This is a genomic window from Winogradskyella sp. 266wxhm (assembly GCF_058964685.1).
This window is the reverse complement of the sequence record NZ_CM179559.1, coordinates 2,481,671-2,498,186: the sequence shown is the minus strand read 5'-3', so window position 1 is coordinate 2,498,186 and position 16,516 is coordinate 2,481,671. Positions and strand designations below refer to the sequence as shown.

Annotated in this window: 16 protein-coding genes; 8 read left to right on the top strand and 8 right to left on the bottom strand. The window is 34.8% G+C overall.

The annotated features are described in order from the left end of the window. The first annotated feature begins 31 nt into the window (after nt 1-31). The 3 genes from AC2H4K_RS11090 (at nt 32) to AC2H4K_RS11080 (ending at nt 2,508) form a co-directional block, all read left to right on the top strand. A complete protein-coding gene (locus AC2H4K_RS11090; protein ID WP_281138835.1) occupies nt 32-1,531 on the top strand; it encodes a hypothetical protein in 1,500 nt (499 codons plus the stop codon). A gap of 92 nt (nt 1,532-1,623) precedes the next feature. Next, on the top strand, nt 1,624-2,070 hold the full coding sequence (locus AC2H4K_RS11085) for a DUF4890 domain-containing protein (protein WP_281138836.1): 447 nt from the start codon (nt 1,624-1,626) through the stop codon (nt 2,068-2,070). 96 nt (nt 2,071-2,166) lie between these two features. Beyond that, nucleotides 2,167-2,508: a hypothetical protein gene (locus AC2H4K_RS11080; RefSeq protein WP_281138837.1), complete on the top strand. Its 342-nt coding sequence runs from the start codon at nt 2,167-2,169 to the stop codon at nt 2,506-2,508. Nucleotides 2,509-2,565: 57 nt separating this feature from the next. Here the strand turns inward: AC2H4K_RS11080 and hemL are convergent, their stop codons facing one another. From hemL to AC2H4K_RS11060, 4 genes are all read right to left on the bottom strand, one after another. Beyond that, nucleotides 2,566-3,852: a glutamate-1-semialdehyde 2,1-aminomutase gene (gene hemL / locus AC2H4K_RS11075; RefSeq protein WP_281138838.1), complete on the bottom strand. Its 1,287-nt coding sequence runs from the start codon at nt 3,850-3,852 to the stop codon at nt 2,566-2,568. A 4-nt stretch (nt 3,853-3,856) separates the two neighbouring features. Next, complete coding sequence (locus tag AC2H4K_RS11070; protein WP_281138839.1) at nt 3,857-4,675, bottom strand: glucosaminidase domain-containing protein; 819 nt, start codon at nt 4,673-4,675, stop codon at nt 3,857-3,859. Between the two features lie 2 nt (nt 4,676-4,677). Further along, complete coding sequence (locus tag AC2H4K_RS11065; RefSeq protein WP_281138841.1) at nt 4,678-5,583, bottom strand: 1-aminocyclopropane-1-carboxylate deaminase/D-cysteine desulfhydrase; 906 nt, start codon at nt 5,581-5,583, stop codon at nt 4,678-4,680. Between the two features lie 74 nt (nt 5,584-5,657). Then, on the bottom strand, nt 5,658-5,981 hold the full coding sequence (locus tag AC2H4K_RS11060) for a hypothetical protein (protein WP_281138843.1): 324 nt from the start codon (nt 5,979-5,981) through the stop codon (nt 5,658-5,660). A gap of 50 nt (nt 5,982-6,031) precedes the next feature. Here AC2H4K_RS11060 and AC2H4K_RS11055 point away from each other — a divergent pair, with 50 nt between their 5' ends. The 4 genes from AC2H4K_RS11055 to AC2H4K_RS11040 all read left to right on the top strand — a co-directional run bounded on the left by AC2H4K_RS11055 (nt 6,032) and on the right by AC2H4K_RS11040 (nt 10,566). Next, nucleotides 6,032-6,193 (top strand): C1orf53 family protein, encoded by a 162-nt coding sequence (locus tag AC2H4K_RS11055; protein ID WP_281138845.1) that lies wholly within the window; start codon nt 6,032-6,034, stop codon nt 6,191-6,193. Beyond that, on the top strand, nt 6,193-8,196 hold the full coding sequence (hutU, locus tag AC2H4K_RS11050) for a urocanate hydratase (protein WP_281138846.1): 2,004 nt from the start codon (nt 6,193-6,195) through the stop codon (nt 8,194-8,196). The genes AC2H4K_RS11055 and hutU overlap by 1 nt, the downstream gene beginning before the upstream one ends. 19 nt (nt 8,197-8,215) lie before the next feature. After that, the gene (locus AC2H4K_RS11045) at nt 8,216-8,770 is read left to right on the top strand and encodes a DUF4136 domain-containing protein (protein WP_281138847.1); all 555 of its coding nucleotides are present in this window, start codon (nt 8,216-8,218) and stop codon (nt 8,768-8,770) included. Between the two features lie 125 nt (nt 8,771-8,895). Continuing rightward, nucleotides 8,896-10,566: a SulP family inorganic anion transporter gene (locus tag AC2H4K_RS11040; protein WP_493742401.1), complete on the top strand. Its 1,671-nt coding sequence runs from the start codon at nt 8,896-8,898 to the stop codon at nt 10,564-10,566. 33 nt (nt 10,567-10,599) lie between these two features. Here the strand turns inward: AC2H4K_RS11040 and AC2H4K_RS11035 are convergent, their stop codons facing one another. The 3 genes from AC2H4K_RS11035 to AC2H4K_RS11025 are packed head-to-tail and all read right to left on the bottom strand — an operon-like array spanning nt 10,600 to nt 15,072. After that, nucleotides 10,600-12,675 carry an alpha-ketoacid dehydrogenase subunit alpha/beta gene (locus AC2H4K_RS11035; protein WP_281138849.1) on the bottom strand — a complete coding sequence of 692 codons (2,076 nt, stop codon included), beginning with the start codon at nt 12,673-12,675 and terminating at the stop codon, nt 10,600-10,602. A 1-nt stretch (nt 12,676) separates the two neighbouring features. Then, nucleotides 12,677-13,744 (bottom strand): branched-chain amino acid aminotransferase, encoded by a 1,068-nt coding sequence (locus AC2H4K_RS11030; RefSeq protein ID WP_281138851.1) that lies wholly within the window; start codon nt 13,742-13,744, stop codon nt 12,677-12,679. A 47-nt stretch (nt 13,745-13,791) separates the two neighbouring features. Then, nucleotides 13,792-15,072 carry a dihydrolipoamide acetyltransferase family protein gene (locus AC2H4K_RS11025; RefSeq protein ID WP_493742400.1) on the bottom strand — a complete coding sequence of 427 codons (1,281 nt, stop codon included), beginning with the start codon at nt 15,070-15,072 and terminating at the stop codon, nt 13,792-13,794. 200 nt (nt 15,073-15,272) lie between these two features. On the opposite strand from AC2H4K_RS11025, the gene AC2H4K_RS11020 reads away from it, so the two are divergent. After that, complete coding sequence (locus AC2H4K_RS11020) at nt 15,273-15,749, top strand: Lrp/AsnC family transcriptional regulator (protein WP_092446684.1); 477 nt, start codon at nt 15,273-15,275, stop codon at nt 15,747-15,749. A 109-nt stretch (nt 15,750-15,858) separates the two neighbouring features. Here AC2H4K_RS11020 and AC2H4K_RS11015 read toward each other — a convergent pair whose 3' ends face one another. Then, nucleotides 15,859-16,455, bottom strand: a complete 597-nt coding sequence (locus AC2H4K_RS11015; RefSeq protein WP_281139332.1) for an acyltransferase — start codon at nt 16,453-16,455, stop codon at nt 15,859-15,861. Nucleotides 16,456-16,516: the final 61 nt, after the last annotated feature.

The following is a 16,516-nucleotide window of genomic DNA, read 5'->3' as shown; positions in this document are numbered from 1 at the left end:
TTGAACTAATCATTTTAAATATGACGATTAAATGATAGCATTACATTCAATAATTAATACATTTAGCCCTGAAGAACAACAAAAATTCATTGCGTATTTAGAGAAGAAAAACAAACGCAAAGACTCCAAAAACATAAAACTCTTTCAGCTAATTGCAAGAGGAGAAAGTAATCCTGAGGCTATTTGTCACCATTTATATAAAAACGGTAAGAGCAACGCATATCACGCCTTAAGAAAGCGGCTTTTTCAATCATTGATAGATTTTACAGCAAACAAAAATCTTGAAGATGAAAATTCCACCGAAATGCTCATTATTAAATACATTTTGGCTTCACGTACTTATTTACTTCAAAAAAATTACAACATCGCTTACAAAATCCTGGATAAAGCAGAACGACTTGCAGATGAACATCTATTATTCCCGATGCTTAATGAAATTTACCACACTAAAATTCAGTACGCACCAAATTATCCAAAGATTGATCTAGAAAGTTTAATTCTAAAACAAAAGGAAAATCAGGAAAAACACCTATTAGAAGATCGATTGAACATTGTTTATGCGAAATTAAAAACCATACTAAACGAAATAACCTATCAAGGAAAAATCATAAATATTGAGCATATACTCCAAAGTACTTTTGATGAGCACAACATTGAGTTGAATGAATCTCTTTCATTTAAATCATTATACCAAATTATTGCCATAGCCAATATTTCTGCATTGGTCACTACAAAATACTTTCAGATTGAAGACTTTGTTCTTAAAAGCTATCAAATTTTGAAGAACAAAAAGAATACAGACAAACAGTTGTATTACCAGATTCATATCGTTTATATCATAGCAAATACCCTTTTCAGAAACAAAAAGTTTAATCTTTCCTTAATTTACATCAAAGAAATGGAAGAGCTTATGCTCTCAAAAAAAGGAATGTACCACAAGAGCTTCATTCTTAAGAAAACCCTAGTAGAAGCATTAAATCTCAATTTTAGCGACCAGCAAAATGAAGCCATAGCCTTAGTAGAATCTGCAATAAAAAAGAAGCATGTTGATTTAGAATCACAACTAGATCTTCATTTATCCTTGCTAATGTTCTATTTTCAAAAAGAAGACTTTTCGAAGGCAAAAAGTATTCTATCTAAATTCTATCACACAGATAAATGGTACATTGAAAAAGTCGGAATTGACTGGGTTATTAAAAAAAACCTAGCAGAAATATTACTACATATCGAATTAAACGAAGACGATCTATTCTTCTCAAGATTGAAGAGCTTTAAGCGTAAATACACCAAATATTTAAAAAAGATTGATCAGTTTCGACTCCTAAATTTCATCAATATAGCAGAACACTATTATTTAAAACCCGAAGTTGCATCTCAAACTCAGTTTAAAGAAAAGATTGAAACTACCTTTAAATGGACATCTCTCAAGGATGAAGATATTTTTATTATAAGTTTCTATGCCTGGATTAAAAGCAAAATAGACTCTAAAAACCTTTATAGAACCACGCTAAACCTACTAAAATCGTCTTAAAATGTTAAATTTCGTGTTAAAAACAAAACTTAATTTAAACGCTATTCCTCACTAAAAGTCTAAAGGGTATAAAACTTAAAATTACAATAGAAATGAAAAAATTATTAGTTGTTGCCCTAGCTCTATTTACTTTAAATGGAATGGCACAGGAAAGAAATGAAAAGCGCGAAAACCGTAGTGAGAGACATGAAAAATTCAAAGACATGACTCCTACCGAAATTGCTGATTTAAAATCTAAACGATTAACATTAGATTTAGACCTAACAGATGCACAACAGAAAAAAGTTCATAAACTTCTTTTAGAGCAAGCAAAGACTCATAAACAAAAAAGAGAGGCTTACAAGGCTAAACAAGGTGAAGAAAAGACAAAACCGTCTAAAGAAGACTTTATAAAAATGCAAAACCAGAGACTTGATGAGCAAATTGCAATGAAGCGCGAAATGAAAAGCATTTTAACAGATAAGCAGTACGCAAAATTTGAAAAAATGAAGTCTAGACATCACGGCAAAAAAGGAAAACACAAAAAACGTAGTAAATAAAACAGTTTTTCATAAAAAAGATTCGCTTAGGCGAATCTTTTTTATTTTAATTAAATAAAATTGTTACATTAGTAGCAAATAACTAAATAATCCATAATGAAAAAGGTAATTACACTTTGCTTATTTGTGTTTGCTATGTTTATTGGCAACCAAACCCTTACTGCACAAAACACTAAGTTACAAGATAAAGTAGAAGTAAATGCGCAAGCTTCTGAAAAAACAGAAACTCTTAGAAGAGCTTTAAAGTTTGATAATACTCAAAGAGATAATGTCTATGAAGTTTTAAAAACATACTATTCTGCTAAGCTAGGTTTTTCAAGAAATGAAAACACATTACCTGCTGAGATAGAAAAAAATGAAAAAAGGTTAGATACAGAATTGAAAGCTATTTTAACCGATGAGCAATACACAAGATACAAGACTCTATCTCAAGATTAGTTCTTAGATAAAATTGAATCATAAAAAAAGCCTCGCAAACGCGAGGCTTTTTTTATTTTATAATTCTTTGGCTACTTCTTCCACAGCAGCAATAGTTTCGTTTAAATCTTGATATGTTAAAGCATCCGTTATAAACCAAGTTTCAAAAGCACTTGGAGCTATATAGATACCTCTATTCAACATACCATGGAAAAATTTCTTAAACGTATTATTATTGCCCTTAGCCGCTGATTCAAAATCAACAACCTTCTCTTCACTAAAATGAACAGAAATCATAGATCCTTTTCTATTAATAGTATGTACAACATTATTCTTATTCAAGGCTTGCGCAATACCATTATGAAGATATTTTGTCTTTTCTTCTAACCTATTCATTAAACCTTTATCATTATTTATAGCTTTTAACATCGCTAAACCTGCTGCCATAGCTAAAGGATTACCACTTAAAGTTCCTGCTTGATAAACTGGCCCAAGAGGAGCTAGATGATTCATTATTTCGTCTCTAGAAGCAAATGCACCGACTGGCAATCCGCCTCCTACAACTTTTCCAAAACACACAATATCCGCATCTACACCTGTTAATTCTTGAGCTCCACCTTTAGCCAATCTAAAACCTGTCATGACTTCATCAAAAATCAAAAGAATATCATTACTGTCACACAAATCCCTAAGACCTTCTAAGAAACCTTCAACTGGTGGAATACAGCCCATATTACCTGCTATAGGCTCTATGATTATCGCTGCTATTTCACCTTCATTAGCTTCAACAAGTTGTTTTACATTTTCTAAATCATTATACCTTGCTAAAAGTGTATCTTTTGCAGTACCTTGAGTAACACCTGGACTATTTGGTGTTCCAAACGTTACTGCACCACTACCAGCAGCAATCAAGAAAGAGTCACTATGACCGTGATAACAACCAGCAAACTTTACAATTTTGTCCTTTTTTGTAAAACCTCTAGCCAGTCTTATAGCACTCATACATGCCTCTGTACCAGAATTGACAAATCTTATTTTATCAATATTTGGCACCATAGAAACAGCTAGTTTTGCTATTTCAGTTTCAAGTTCTGTTGGCATACCAAACGAAGTTCCTTCTTTAGCCTTTTCTATTACAGCTTCTACAACTGGAGGATAAGCGTGCCCCAATAACATAGGTCCCCAAGAATTGATATAATCGATAAATCGATTTCCATCTTCTCCATACACATAGGCTCCTTTTGCATATTTTGCGAATATTGGTGTACCACCAACAGCATTAAATGCTCTAACTGGCGAATTTACACCACCTGGAATAACTGTTTTTGCTTCTTGAAATAAAGCACTACTCCTTTGATATAACATGAAATTAATTTTGAATTATAAGTTCCTGACCAATGGACAGGTTGTCTGATTTCAATTTATTTTTAGCCTTTATGGCTTCTACTGTAGTATTATAGTAACGTGATATAGAGTATAAAGTATCACCTTTAGTTACTGTATGCACAACCTTTTTATTAGGCTTAACATTTAAGTCTGTAATTTTCACATTACCTATAACTTCTTGATCGTATTTAAAAAGTTCGTAACGCTCAATAAGGCTGATTAATTTTTGAGGATACTTTCTATCCGTAGCATAACCAGCAGCTCTTAATCCTCTAGCCCAACCTTTATAATCATCAGGTTTTAGTTTGAACAAGTCTGCGTAACGTTTTCTACCTGTTAAAAATTCAGAATGATCCTCAAAAGATGATTCTGCTCTCTGGTATTTTCTAAAACACTCTTGAGATCGGTCATCATCATGATAGATTTTTGCACCCTGCCAACCGTGGCATTTTATTCCGAAATGATTATTAGCCTGTACAGCCAATCTTCCTCTTCCCGATCCTGACTCTAAAATACCTTGAGCCAAGGTAATACTTGCTGGGATGTGATGTGTTCGCATTTTATTTTTTGCTATTTCAGCATATAAGTCGATATACACCTCTACAACACTTTTATTTTCTGTACTTTTTACAACCGTAGTTTCAGGCTCAACTTCTTTTTTAGTCTCTACGGTTTTTGGTTCATCAATAACAACTTCTTTTCTTGGACTTTGATTCTTTTTTTTGGTTACAATACCTTTTTTTGGTCCACAACTAAAAATTGATAACCCAAGTAATAGTATTAGTAAGTATTTAAATTTCATCTTTATATTTCAATTAATGGTAGATTCTTTTGGCTTAAAACTTTATTCATACCTGCTATTCCTTGCAAACCTCCTGTATGAATAACTAATATTTTTGAATTTTCAGGGAAAAATTGCTTTTTGATTAAATCAAAAATCCCAAACATCATTTTCCCTGTGTAAATGGGATCTAAAGGAATATTATAATTCCCTTTGAATGTATTGATAAACGTTATTAATTCTGGCTTTATTTTACCATAACCACCAAAATGATAATCGTTTATTAACTCCCAGTTATCTTGGTGCGCAAATTTACGAATATCTTTATGTAAAAAATCACCTTTTAGCGCAGGAAAACCTAAAACTTTTTGCGACTTACTTGAGGCATTTATTAATCCTGAAATTGTTCCGCCAGTACCAACGGCACAGCAGATATAATCAAATTTACAATCCTCCTCTTTTAGGATTTCTTCACAACCTTTCACAGCCAAATCATTAGTACCTCCTTCTGGAATAAGATAAAACTCACCAAATTTATCTCTCAAAGCTTCAATAAAATCTTGACTCGTTTTTTTTCGGTAATCCTCTCTCGAAACAAATTCAAAATGCATCCCACAATCTTTAGCGAACTTCAATGTAGCGTTAAGGTTTGAAATGTTTTTTAATTCTTCTCCTCTAATGATTCCAATTGTCTTAAAGTTATACACCTTTCCTACTGAAGCTACAGCAGCAATATGGTTTGAAAAAGCACCTCCAAAAGTCAATAAAGTATCATGCTTCAACTCCATTGCCTTCTCTATATTAAATTTTAGTTTTCTGTATTTATTTCCAGAAATAAATGGATGAATTAAATCCTCTCGCTTTACTGAAATTTCTACATTAAAACCTTTAAAATCTATAGATTCGTTATGTACTTTTAAATTAAACAAACGTTTATTTTTTTTTATGCAAAAATAACTATAAAACAAAAAATGTGATAAACTTTAAAGAGCGTTGTAGCATTTCAATAATATTTTATAAAACCCAAAAAAGATCGCTTTTTCAAATAATTGAAATCTTTTTCATTTCTATACGCTTCCTGTTCAAAAGAAATATTTCTATAAGCTAAATGCCATTTTTTATTTTGGATAAAACGAACCAAAAACTCAATAACATACAAGATATAAAAAGGCAGTACCAGCAACTCTAATTGCTGTCTTAAGTGAATTTTTTCATGATTTACAAGAACACGATTATGTTTTAAGTTTTTATACCTAAAAAATATAAAAGGAAAAAGAGTTATTCCTAAATAGCCTTTTGGCACGATGTATTTTGAAACTAATATCACAGGTCTGTAAACTTCAAAAATCAATCCAAATTACATTATCTTTGTTTTATATGAAAAAATACGTCCCAATAGAAGAAGGTGACTACTACTTAACACCAGAAGGTTACCGTTGCTTCACTGAGCAATACCATCTTAAACGTGGCTACTGCTGTGAGAGCAGTTGCAGACATTGCCCTTATGGTTTTAATAAAAACAAATTAAAAAAACAGTAATGCAAATAACAAGCACATCATTTAAAGCACAAATTCTTGAAGGAATCCCTAAAGAACTACCTCTACCAAAACCTTATGACGATAGTTTAAACCATGCTCCAAAAAGAAAAGATATTTTAAATGATGAAGAAAAAAAACTAGCGCTTCAAAATGCATTGCGTTACTTTGAACCTCTACATCACACTACATTACTTCCTGAATTTAAAGATGAACTTGAGAAGTATGGACGCATATACATGTACCGTTTTCGTCCAGATTACAAAATGTATGCGCGACCAATAGATGAATACCCAGCACAATCAAAACAAGCGGCTGCCATAATGTTGATGATTCAGAATAATCTTGATTATGCCGTAGCACAACATCCACATGAATTAATTACTTATGGTGGAAATGGAGCTGTATTTTCAAACTGGGCTCAGTACCTTCTTACTATGCAATATCTAGCAAGTATGACTGATGAACAAACGCTCGTCATGTATTCAGGCCATCCAATGGGTTTATTTCCTTCACATAAAAATGCACCTCGAGTTGTTGTCACTAACGGTATGATGATTCCTAATTACTCTAAACCTGATGACTGGGAAAAATTTAATGCGCTTGGAGTTACACAGTACGGTCAAATGACTGCTGGAAGTTACATGTATATTGGGCCACAAGGTATTGTTCACGGCACTACAATTACAGTCTTAAATGGTTTTAGAAAAATAAATAAATCACCCAAAGGTCACATCTTTGTAACCTCTGGTTTAGGGGGAATGTCTGGCGCACAACCAAAAGCAGGAAACATTGCGGGTTGTATAACTATTTGTGCTGAAGTGAATCCGAAAATCACACAAATTCGTCTAGATCAAGGCTGGATTGATGAAAAAATAAGCGATTTAGATCAATTAGTTGATCGTGTAAAAGTAGCTCAAAACAATAAAGAGACGATTTCTATTGCTTATTTAGGCAATGTGGTTGATGTATGGGAAAAATTTGATGAAGCTAATATCCATATCGATTTAGGAAGTGATCAAACTTCATTGCATAATCCATGGGCTGGAGGCTATTATCCTGCAGGTTTATCTTTTGAAGATGCCAATGAAATGATGGCAAACAATCCTGAATTGTTCAAAACCAAAGTACAGGAAAGTTTACGCAGACATGCTGCAGCCATTAATAAACATACAGAGAAAAGCACCTATTTCTTTGATTACGGAAATGCTTTCTTATTAGAAGCTTCTCGTGCTGGTGCTGATGTGATGTCTGAAAATCCAACCATTGGTCGCGAATTTAAATACCCAAGTTATGTGCAAGACATTATGGGTCCTATGTGTTTTGATTATGGTTTTGGGCCATTCCGTTGGGTTTGTGCTTCAGGTAAACCAGAAGATTTAGCAAAAACCGATGAGATAGCTTGTGAAATTTTAGAAGAGATTATGAAAAACTCACCTGTAGAAATCCAACAGCAAATGGCTGATAACATTCAATGGATAAAGGGTGCGCAAGAAAACAAATTAGTCGTTGGCTCACAAGCCAGAATATTATATGCTGATGCAGAAGGCCGCATGAAAATTGCTAAAGCTTTTAATGATGCTATTTCAAAAGGCGAAATTGGTTACGTGGTTTTAGGTCGTGATCATCATGATGTCTCTGGTACAGATTCACCTTATCGCGAAACCAGTAATATTTATGACGGTTCACGTTTTACATCAGATATGGCCATTCAGAACGTTATTGGAGATAGTTTCAGAGGAGCGACTTGGGTAAGTATCCACAACGGTGGTGGTGTTGGTTGGGGAGAAGTTATAAACGGTGGATTCGGCATGGTTCTTGATGGTACTATTGAAGCTGAAAAACGCTTAAAATCAATGCTTTTCTGGGATGTCAACAATGGAATTTCACGTCGCAGCTGGGCAAGAAATGAAGGTGCTGTTTTTGCAATAAAACGCGCCATGGAACAAGAACCAAATTTAAAAGTTACTATTCCTAATTTCGTTGATGGCAAACTTTTAGAATAACAAGTAAAAAAAAAGCAATATGAAAAAACTACTCAAATTATCACCGATTCTTTTATTTGCTCTACTCCTATCTTCATGTAGCTCAGTTAGAGTTGCAGCCGATTATGATAGAGAAGCAAATTTTGACCAGTACAAAACCTTTGCGTTTTTTAAACCTGGAATTGACAAAGCTGAAATAAGCGATTTAGACAAAAGACGAATCCTTAGAGCTATTGAAGCCGAACTAATGGCAAAAGGCATGACTAAATCAGAAAACCCAGATATGCTAGTGAGTATTTTCACTAAATCTAACCAACGTGTTGATGTTTATAATAACGCTTGGGGCTATGGAGCTTGGGGCTGGGGAGGTTTCAATCGTTGGGGTTGGGGCTGGGGTCCTGGTTGGGGCGGAAATAATGTTTCAACATCTACAGAAGGAATGCTTTTCATAGATTTTATTGATGCAGGCCAAAAAGAATTAATCTGGCAAGGTTCAGGAACTGGCTACCTTGTAACATCTGATGTTGAAAAGAAAGAAGCTAGAATCAAGGAATTTGTTGCGAAAACTTTAGAGCAATTTCCTCCATCTAAATAAAATATTAGACATAATTTTTAAAAAGCACTATTATCCAATAGTGCTTTTTTTGTTAATCTTAGTTTAATTTTCGATTTGTTAAAATAGCCTATCTTTGCCCCCTTTTAAATGTAAATAGTAATATCATGGTATCTGGAAAGACTATATTTAAAAATTTCACTCAAAATCCTAAAAACGATATCCTTGCAGGTATAACAGTTTCCCTTGCTATGATTCCTGAGGTTGTTGCTTTTGCGTTTGTAGCTCAAATTGATCCTTTAGTAGCACTGTCCGGAGCTTTTATTCTAGGTCTAATAACTGCTATTTTTGGAGGTAGACCAGGACTAATTTCTGGTGCAGCAGGTGCGGTTGCTGTTATTTTTGTAGACTTAATTGCTAAGGGTCACGACAAAGGGTTACTTTTTGATGCTCCAATAGATAATATGGGTTATTTCTATTTATTAGCTGCAGTAATATTAATGGGAATTATTCAAGTTGGTGCAGGTGTATTAAAGCTTGGTCGCTTTGTGAGATTAATTCCACATCCTGTAATGATGGGCTTTGTTAATGGTTTAGCGATTGTTATTTTTCTAGCCCAAGTACGCATGTTTTCACATAAGGAACTACAAGTTGGAGCTGATGGATTAAAGAAGTACATCAATATACCTATGGAAGGCACAGAACTCTATACTATGCTTGGACTTGTAGGTTTAACAATGGCTGTTATTTGGCTACTTCCAAAACTAACAACTAAAATTCCAGCTGCACTTACTGCTATTTTAATCACTACTGGAGTCGTTGTCTTTGGCGGATTAGAAGTAAGCACAGTTAGCTCTTATATCATTGAAGGTGGTGGTGAAGGTCTTAAAGGCGAATTCCCTACTCCAAACGTTGAACTTTGGCAAAATCTTCCAATAAATTTTGACACATTAAAATTCATCTTGCCTTATGCATTTTTAGCAGCTTCAGTAGGTTTAATAGAATCTCTAATGACTATGAACTTGGTTGACGAACTTACTGAAACCCGTGGAAATGGTAATAGAGAATGTGTTGCTCAAGGTGTTGGAAACATTACTAGCGGTCTTTTTGGAGGTACTGGTGGCTGTGGTATGATAGGGCAAACCGTAATTAATATCAATGCTGGTGGTAGAGGAAAATTATCTGGTGTAATGATGGCTCTAACACTACTTACATTTATTTTATTTACAGCACAGTACATAGAACAAGTTCCTATTGCGGCTTTAGTTGGTGTTATGTTTATGATGGTTATTGATACGTTTGCTTGGTCTAGCTTTAGAATTATAAGAAAAATACCTATTTCTGATGCCGTTGTACTAATAATTGTCTCTGCTGTAACGGTTATTTTCGATTTAGCAATTGCTGTATTTATTGGTGTTATTGTCTCTGCTTTAGTTTTTGCATGGAAAAGCGCTACGATGATTAGAGCACGTAAACGTATACAACCAGATGGCACCAAAACTTATGAAATATGGGGACCTCTATTCTTCGGATCCATTCAGAGTTTTAACTCTAAGTTTGATGTAAAAAATGATCCAGACAATGTTGAAATAGATTTTGTAGAATCTCGAGTAAGTGATCATTCTGCTATGGAAGCTATTTTCAATTTGGTAAATAAATATGAAGCTGCTGGAAAGAGTTTAAAATTGAAACATCTTAGTGAAGATTGTAAAGCTTTAATGTATAAAGCAAGCCCTAAGTTTAAAGAGGTTATAGTTGAAGATATTAATGATCCTCGTTATTATTTAGCCGCTAATCCTGAAGAATTTACAAAACCACTTTCGGAATACGATTTATAAAAGAAAAGCGACTCAATTGAGTCGCTTTTTTATTTAATAATCTAATAAGGCTTCAATCTTTGCTTTCACCTTTTCAGTAGAAGGAATCATGGTTTGCTCTAATGTAGAATTCAATGGAATGGCAGGCATATTTTCACTGCCAATTGTCATTACTGGTGCATCCAAATATTTAAAGCATTCTTCCTGAATTTTTCCAGATAAGGCTCTCGCAAAACTATTATCACTTGGCTCTTCAGTTACTACAAGACATTTGCCTGTTTTCTTAACCGACTTCATTATGGTTTCTTCATCTAAAGGATACAATGTCCTTAAATCTATAACTTCTATTTGATCCTTTAAATCAAGTTCTTCAGAAACATTCATTGCCCAATGCACACCCATTCCGTAAGTTACAATAGTGCAGGTTTCTACATCGTCTTGCTTCCAAATTTCTTGTAAAACCCAAGCTTTTCCAAAAGGTAATACGTAATCTTCGGCAGGTTCTACAGAAGTTGCGCCTTGCGTTCCCGGAACCTTAGACCAATACAAGCCTTTGTGTTCTAAAATTACTACTGGATTTGGATCGTGATACGCTGCTTTCATTAAGCCTTTTAAATCTGCACCATTACTCGGATAGGCAATTTTTATACCGCGAATATTGGTCACTACACTTTCTACTGAAGACGAATGATAAGGTCCACCACTACCATAAGCACCAATTGGCACACGCAAAATCATACTTACAGGCCATTTTCCGTTACTTAAATAACAACTACGGCTTACTTCGGTAAATAATTGATTGAGTCCTGGCCAAATATAATCGGCAAACTGAACCTCAACAATTGGCTTAAGTCCTACTGCACTCATCCCAACGGTTGAACCTACAATAAAAGCTTCTTGAATTGGTGTATTGAAAACTCTGTCATCACCAAATTTCTGCGCTAAAGTCGCTGCTTCTCTAAACACACCACCTAATCGTCCACCTACATCTTGTCCGTAAAGCAAACATTCTGGATGTTCTTTCATTAATTCTTCAACAGCAAATAAAGCGCAATCTACCATCACCACTTTTTCAGCACCTTCTGGAGAACGCTCTCCTTTTTCCTCGGTAATTGGAGTTGGTGCAAAATCGTTCGTAAATAAATCTTCAGGTTTTGGGCCTTCTGCTTTTTGTGCTTTTTCAAAATCAGATAGTACCTTTTCTTTAACCTCTTTTTCTATTTCTGAAATTTCCTTTTCTGAAAACCCATTATCCAACAATTGTTGTTTAATAACTGGATAAGGGTCACGTGATTTTGCTTCTTCCAAATCATCTCGATACCATTCCATTCGCACACCAGAAGTATGGTGATTTAACAACGGAACTTTGGCATGAACCAAAAATGGACGACGCTCTTCTCTGATAGTTTTTATAACTTTTTCTAAAGCTTCGTAGCTTTCAATAAAATTAGCTCCGTCTATAGAAATGGCTTCTAATCCATGAAAACCTTGCGCATACTCAAAAGCACTTTGCGCTCTGGTTTCAGCTTCATTAGCCGAAATATCCCAACCGTTATCTTGTACTAAATAGAGAATTGGCATTTGTTTTAAAGCTGCCATTTGAAAGGCTTCCGCAATTTCACCTTCGGTGACTGATGCATCTCCTAAACTGCAAACCGTGATTGGGTTTAATTGCGATTCTTCACTATCATTTTGAACAACATTTGAATTTTGAAGTCCCTGTTTTTCCAAATATTGCATTCCCATCGCAACTCCTGTTGCAGGAATGGCTTGCATACCTGTTGCCGAGGATTGGTGTGGAATTTTAGGCTTATCATCATCCTTTAAACTCGGATGCGAATAGTACGTTCTTCCACCAGAAAAAGGATCATCTTTTTTTGCCAACAACTGCAACATTAAATCATAAGGCTGCAATCCAAAAGCCAATAACATTGCATCGTCTCTGTAATATGGAAATGCATAATCTTGTGGCAATAATTGCATACCTATAGCGGTCTGAATAGCTTCATGACCTCTTGATGTGGCATGAACATATTTTGAAACTTGTTTAAAGTTTTCTTCATACAATTCTGCCATTGCTTTGGCTGTGCATAAATTTGAAAATCCTTTTTTTAATATGTCTTTATTCATCTTATGCTAATTCTTTTTGGACTTTGGTAATCCAACCAAATTTATCTTCAATCTTTCCTGTTTTAATACCATTCAATCTTTGATTGATTTCAAGACCAACAGGACTATCTTTTGAAACAAAAATTTCTTCGTCACCAAAACCAATACTTTCTATGTAAGCAATACCCACAGCAGTTCCAGTCCCGAAAGCTTCTTTTAAAGTGCCATTTTCAGAAGCATCTTTTATTTCATCAATGGTAATTTTTCGTTCTTCAACTTCGAATCCTTGATCTTTTAAAAGACTAATCACACTTTTCCTTGTGATACCATCCAATACACAACCATCCAATTCTGGTGTAATGAATTTGTCTTCAATTTTAAAGAAGATATTCATCGTTCCTACTTCTTGAATATACTTATGTTCTACTGCATCTAACCACAATACCTGATCGTAACCTTTCGCCTTAGCCAATTCAGTTGGACGTATTGCTGCAGCATAATTTCCCGCTGCTTTGGCTTCACCTGTTCCACCTTGAGCTGCTCTTATAAATTTCTTTTCGGCCCAAAGTTTTATGCGCTTACTAAAAAATGGCCCAGCAGGTGATGCCATGATTATGAATTTATAGTGGGTTGCCGCACGCATACCAATAAAAGGCTCATCCGCATACATAAACGGTCTTAAATACAAAGCACTACCATCCATTGGTGGAATCCAGTTGCGCTCTAAGTCAACCAATTGTTTCAAACCTTCAACAAATAAATCACTAGATATATTTGGCATTCCCATACGGTCTGCACTAAAGTTCATACGTTTTGCATTTTCATCTGCCCTAAAAAGCATCGGATTACCTTCAGCATCAACCGTTGCTTTCATACCTTCAAAAATGGCCTGTCCGTAATGTAAAGCCATAGCTGCTGGATGCGTTGGTATTAATCCCATAGGTTGAATTCTTGGGTTGGTCCACTCGCCATTTTCATAATCACAAATAAATATGTGATCGGTGAATACAGTTCCTAATGGTATGTTGTTGAAATCGATGTTTTCTACTTTTGATTTTTCTACTTTTTGGATGGATATGTTGTAAGACATAAATTTAAATTGATGAGATCCTGAAACAAGTTAAGGATGACAGTTAATTATATTTTTCTATTGGTATCAAATTGTTCAAAATAATCAGCGACTCTTCGTACGAAGCTTCCTCCGAGGAAACCATCTACAACACGATGATCGAAGGATAATGAGAGATACATCATACTTCTAATAGCGATTTCATCTCCTTTTTCGGTTTCTATAACTTCGGCACGCTTTTTAATTATTCCCAAAGCTAAAATGGCAACTTCTGGTTGGTTAATAATTGGTGTACCCATAACGCTACCAAATGTTCCAACATTAGAAATCGTAAACGTACTTCCCTTAATATCATCACCTGCCAACTTGTTTTCTCTAGCTTTATTTGCCAATTCATTAACGTTTGCAGCCAGTGTTTTTAAATCTTTAGTATCCGCATTTCTCACCACTGGGACAATTAAATTTCCACTTGGTAAAGCGGTTGCCATGCCAATATTAACATCCTCTTTTACAATGATATTATTACCATCTACCGAGGCATTGATATTTGGAAAATCTTTAACGGCTTTAGCTACAGCCTCAACAAACAACGGTGTAAAGGTTAATTTTTCACCATATTTTTCTTGAAAAGCAACCTTATTTTCGTTTCGCCAGTCTACCATATTGGTTAAGTCTGCTTCTACATAAGCGGTAACGTGAGGCGACGTATGCTTAGAATACACCATATGATCGGCAATCATTTGACGCATACGATCCATTTCTATGATTTTACCTTTGCCTTTATCAAACTCTAATTGCGGAATACGATATGCTGTTGGATCTTGTATCACAGGTTGTGCAAACTTGTAAGGTCTACCGTCTTCAATATAGTTGAATACATCACTTTTTCTTAATCGTCCTTCTTTTCCGGTTGCTGGAATTCTTGCTAATTCCTCAAAACTGATGTGATGTTCTTTGGCTATGGAAATGATTAATGGTGAAAAGAACGTGTTTGTATTATTAACCGAAAATGAATTTGAACTAGGTTTCTCAACTGTACTTGATGCGATTGTCCGATTCTTTTTAGTTTTCTTTTGAGACGTATCGACTGCACTCGACTTGACAGCTTCTTTTTTTGGCTGCGACTTCGAACTCGATGCCTCAACTTCTAATATCGCAATAATTTCACCAACTTTAACAACATCTTTAGCCTGAAACTTGGTTTCAACCAAAGTTCCTGCTGCTGGTGCAGGCACTTCGTTATCTACTTTATCTGTAGCAACTTCAAGTATAATATCGCCTTCTTCAAAGGTATCTCCTTCAGCAATTAACCAATTGATAATGGTTCCTTCTGTTATACTTTCGCCCATTTTGGGCATTTTTAGTTCAAAAGTCATTAATCTATAAAAATAATTGATTTAAGAATTAAAGATAATATATAACGCAATCAACAATTGTTAAAATCTCTTATTATCACATTAAAAAGCAAATAATTCTTTAAATTCAACATATCTCAAAAAATACAACTTTAAAACCTTGAATTTGCGGTGTGAACCAAATAATTTTTCTCATGGCACATACACTCGATAAAATAGATATCCAACTATTAACTATTCTTCAAAAAAACAGTAACCGTACAACAAAGAGTATTGCTGAAGAGCTTGGTATGACAACCTCACCAATATTTGAACGCATTAAGAAGTTGGAAAAAGAAGGCTATATTGAGAACTATGTGGCTGTATTAAATAACAAAAAAATCGGACTAAAACTAACTGTTTTTATCGGCATTACATTGCAAGGGCATACCCGAAGTTATCTTGAAAAATTTGTAAAGGAAATCAATAGTTTCCCTGAGGTTATAGAATGTCACAGGGTAAGTGGAAACTTTGATTATTTATTGAAATTAGTTGTTGAAGATATTGAGGCATATGAAACCTTTATCATTTCAAAATTAACCTTACTACCCTATTTAGGCAATGTTCAGAGTTTAATTGCAATGTCTACCAGCAAGGAAACTAATGCTATTGATTTGAGTCGGGTGTTGTGATTTTAGATATTACGCAGACAAAAGCTGTAGCAATCTTTTAATTTAATACAACCTACTAGGATGATGAGATTTTTCGTCTCTCATTCTTCGCTCTGTCGAAATGACAAACCTACTTTTTAAACGTTTCTCGAAGCGTTTTATATATGTTATCTTGAACTTTCATATTTTGAGGAACCTCACGAAGTGGCTCTACTGCTTTTAAAGATTCATGACAATCGGCTGGTAATTGCTGATATAGTTGTGTACCTTTTGTTTTCCAAGCAATCATTTCATCGCTTACCTGCTTGATGACTTTTGCTGGATTACCAACGACTAAACTTCGGTACGGAATTTTGGTTTCAGCTTTAATAAACGACATGGCGCCAATGATACATTCGTCTCCAATTTCGGCATCATCCATAATTACGGTATTCATTCCAATAAGACAATTACGACCCAAATTGGCGCCATGAATAATAGCACCATGACCAATGTGCGCACTTTCTTTTAAGACAATGGATTTACCTGGAAACATATGAACCGTACAATTTTCTTGTACGTTAACACCATCCTCTAAAATAATTTGTCCCCAATCTCCACGAATGGCAGCACCTGGACCGATGTAACAGTTTTTGCCAATGATGACATTGCCTGTGACTGCTGCCAATGGATGCACGAAACTACTTTCGTGTACGACTGGTGTGTATCCTTGGAATGCGTAAATCATAATGCAGCCCCTTTTAATTTCCCCAAAGGGAAAAAACACTCCTGTGTTCTTACTCTTGTAT

Bases quoted from the DNA above. Each gene is read 5' to 3' on its own strand.
- AC2H4K_RS11070 (WP_281138839.1), bottom strand. From the start codon at position 4,675: ATGAAATTTAAATACTTACTAATACTATTACTTGGGTTATCAATTTTT.
- hemL (WP_281138838.1), bottom strand. From the start codon at position 3,852: ATGTTATATCAAAGGAGTAGTGCTTTATTTCAAGAAGCAAAAACAGTT.
- AC2H4K_RS11020 (WP_092446684.1), top strand. From the start codon at position 15,273: ATGGCACATACACTCGATAAAATAGATATCCAACTATTAACTATTCTT.
- AC2H4K_RS11085 (WP_281138836.1), top strand. From the start codon at position 1,624: ATGAAAAAATTATTAGTTGTTGCCCTAGCTCTATTTACTTTAAATGGA.
- AC2H4K_RS11030 (WP_281138851.1), bottom strand. From the start codon at position 13,744: ATGTCTTACAACATATCCATCCAAAAAGTAGAAAAATCAAAAGTAGAA.
- AC2H4K_RS11040 (WP_493742401.1), top strand. From the start codon at position 8,896: ATGGTATCTGGAAAGACTATATTTAAAAATTTCACTCAAAATCCTAAA.
- AC2H4K_RS11025 (WP_493742400.1), bottom strand. From the start codon at position 15,072: ATGGGCGAAAGTATAACAGAAGGAACCATTATCAATTGGTTAATTGCT.
- hutU (WP_281138846.1), top strand. From the start codon at position 6,193: ATGCAAATAACAAGCACATCATTTAAAGCACAAATTCTTGAAGGAATC.
- AC2H4K_RS11045 (WP_281138847.1), top strand. From the start codon at position 8,216: ATGAAAAAACTACTCAAATTATCACCGATTCTTTTATTTGCTCTACTC.
- AC2H4K_RS11035 (WP_281138849.1), bottom strand. From the start codon at position 12,675: ATGAATAAAGACATATTAAAAAAAGGATTTTCAAATTTATGCACAGCC.
- AC2H4K_RS11015 (WP_281139332.1), bottom strand. From the start codon at position 16,455: ATGATTTACGCATTCCAAGGATACACACCAGTCGTACACGAAAGTAGT.
- AC2H4K_RS11090 (WP_281138835.1), top strand. From the start codon at position 32: ATGATAGCATTACATTCAATAATTAATACATTTAGCCCTGAAGAACAA.
- AC2H4K_RS11080 (WP_281138837.1), top strand. From the start codon at position 2,167: ATGAAAAAGGTAATTACACTTTGCTTATTTGTGTTTGCTATGTTTATT.
- AC2H4K_RS11055 (WP_281138845.1), top strand. From the start codon at position 6,032: ATGAAAAAATACGTCCCAATAGAAGAAGGTGACTACTACTTAACACCA.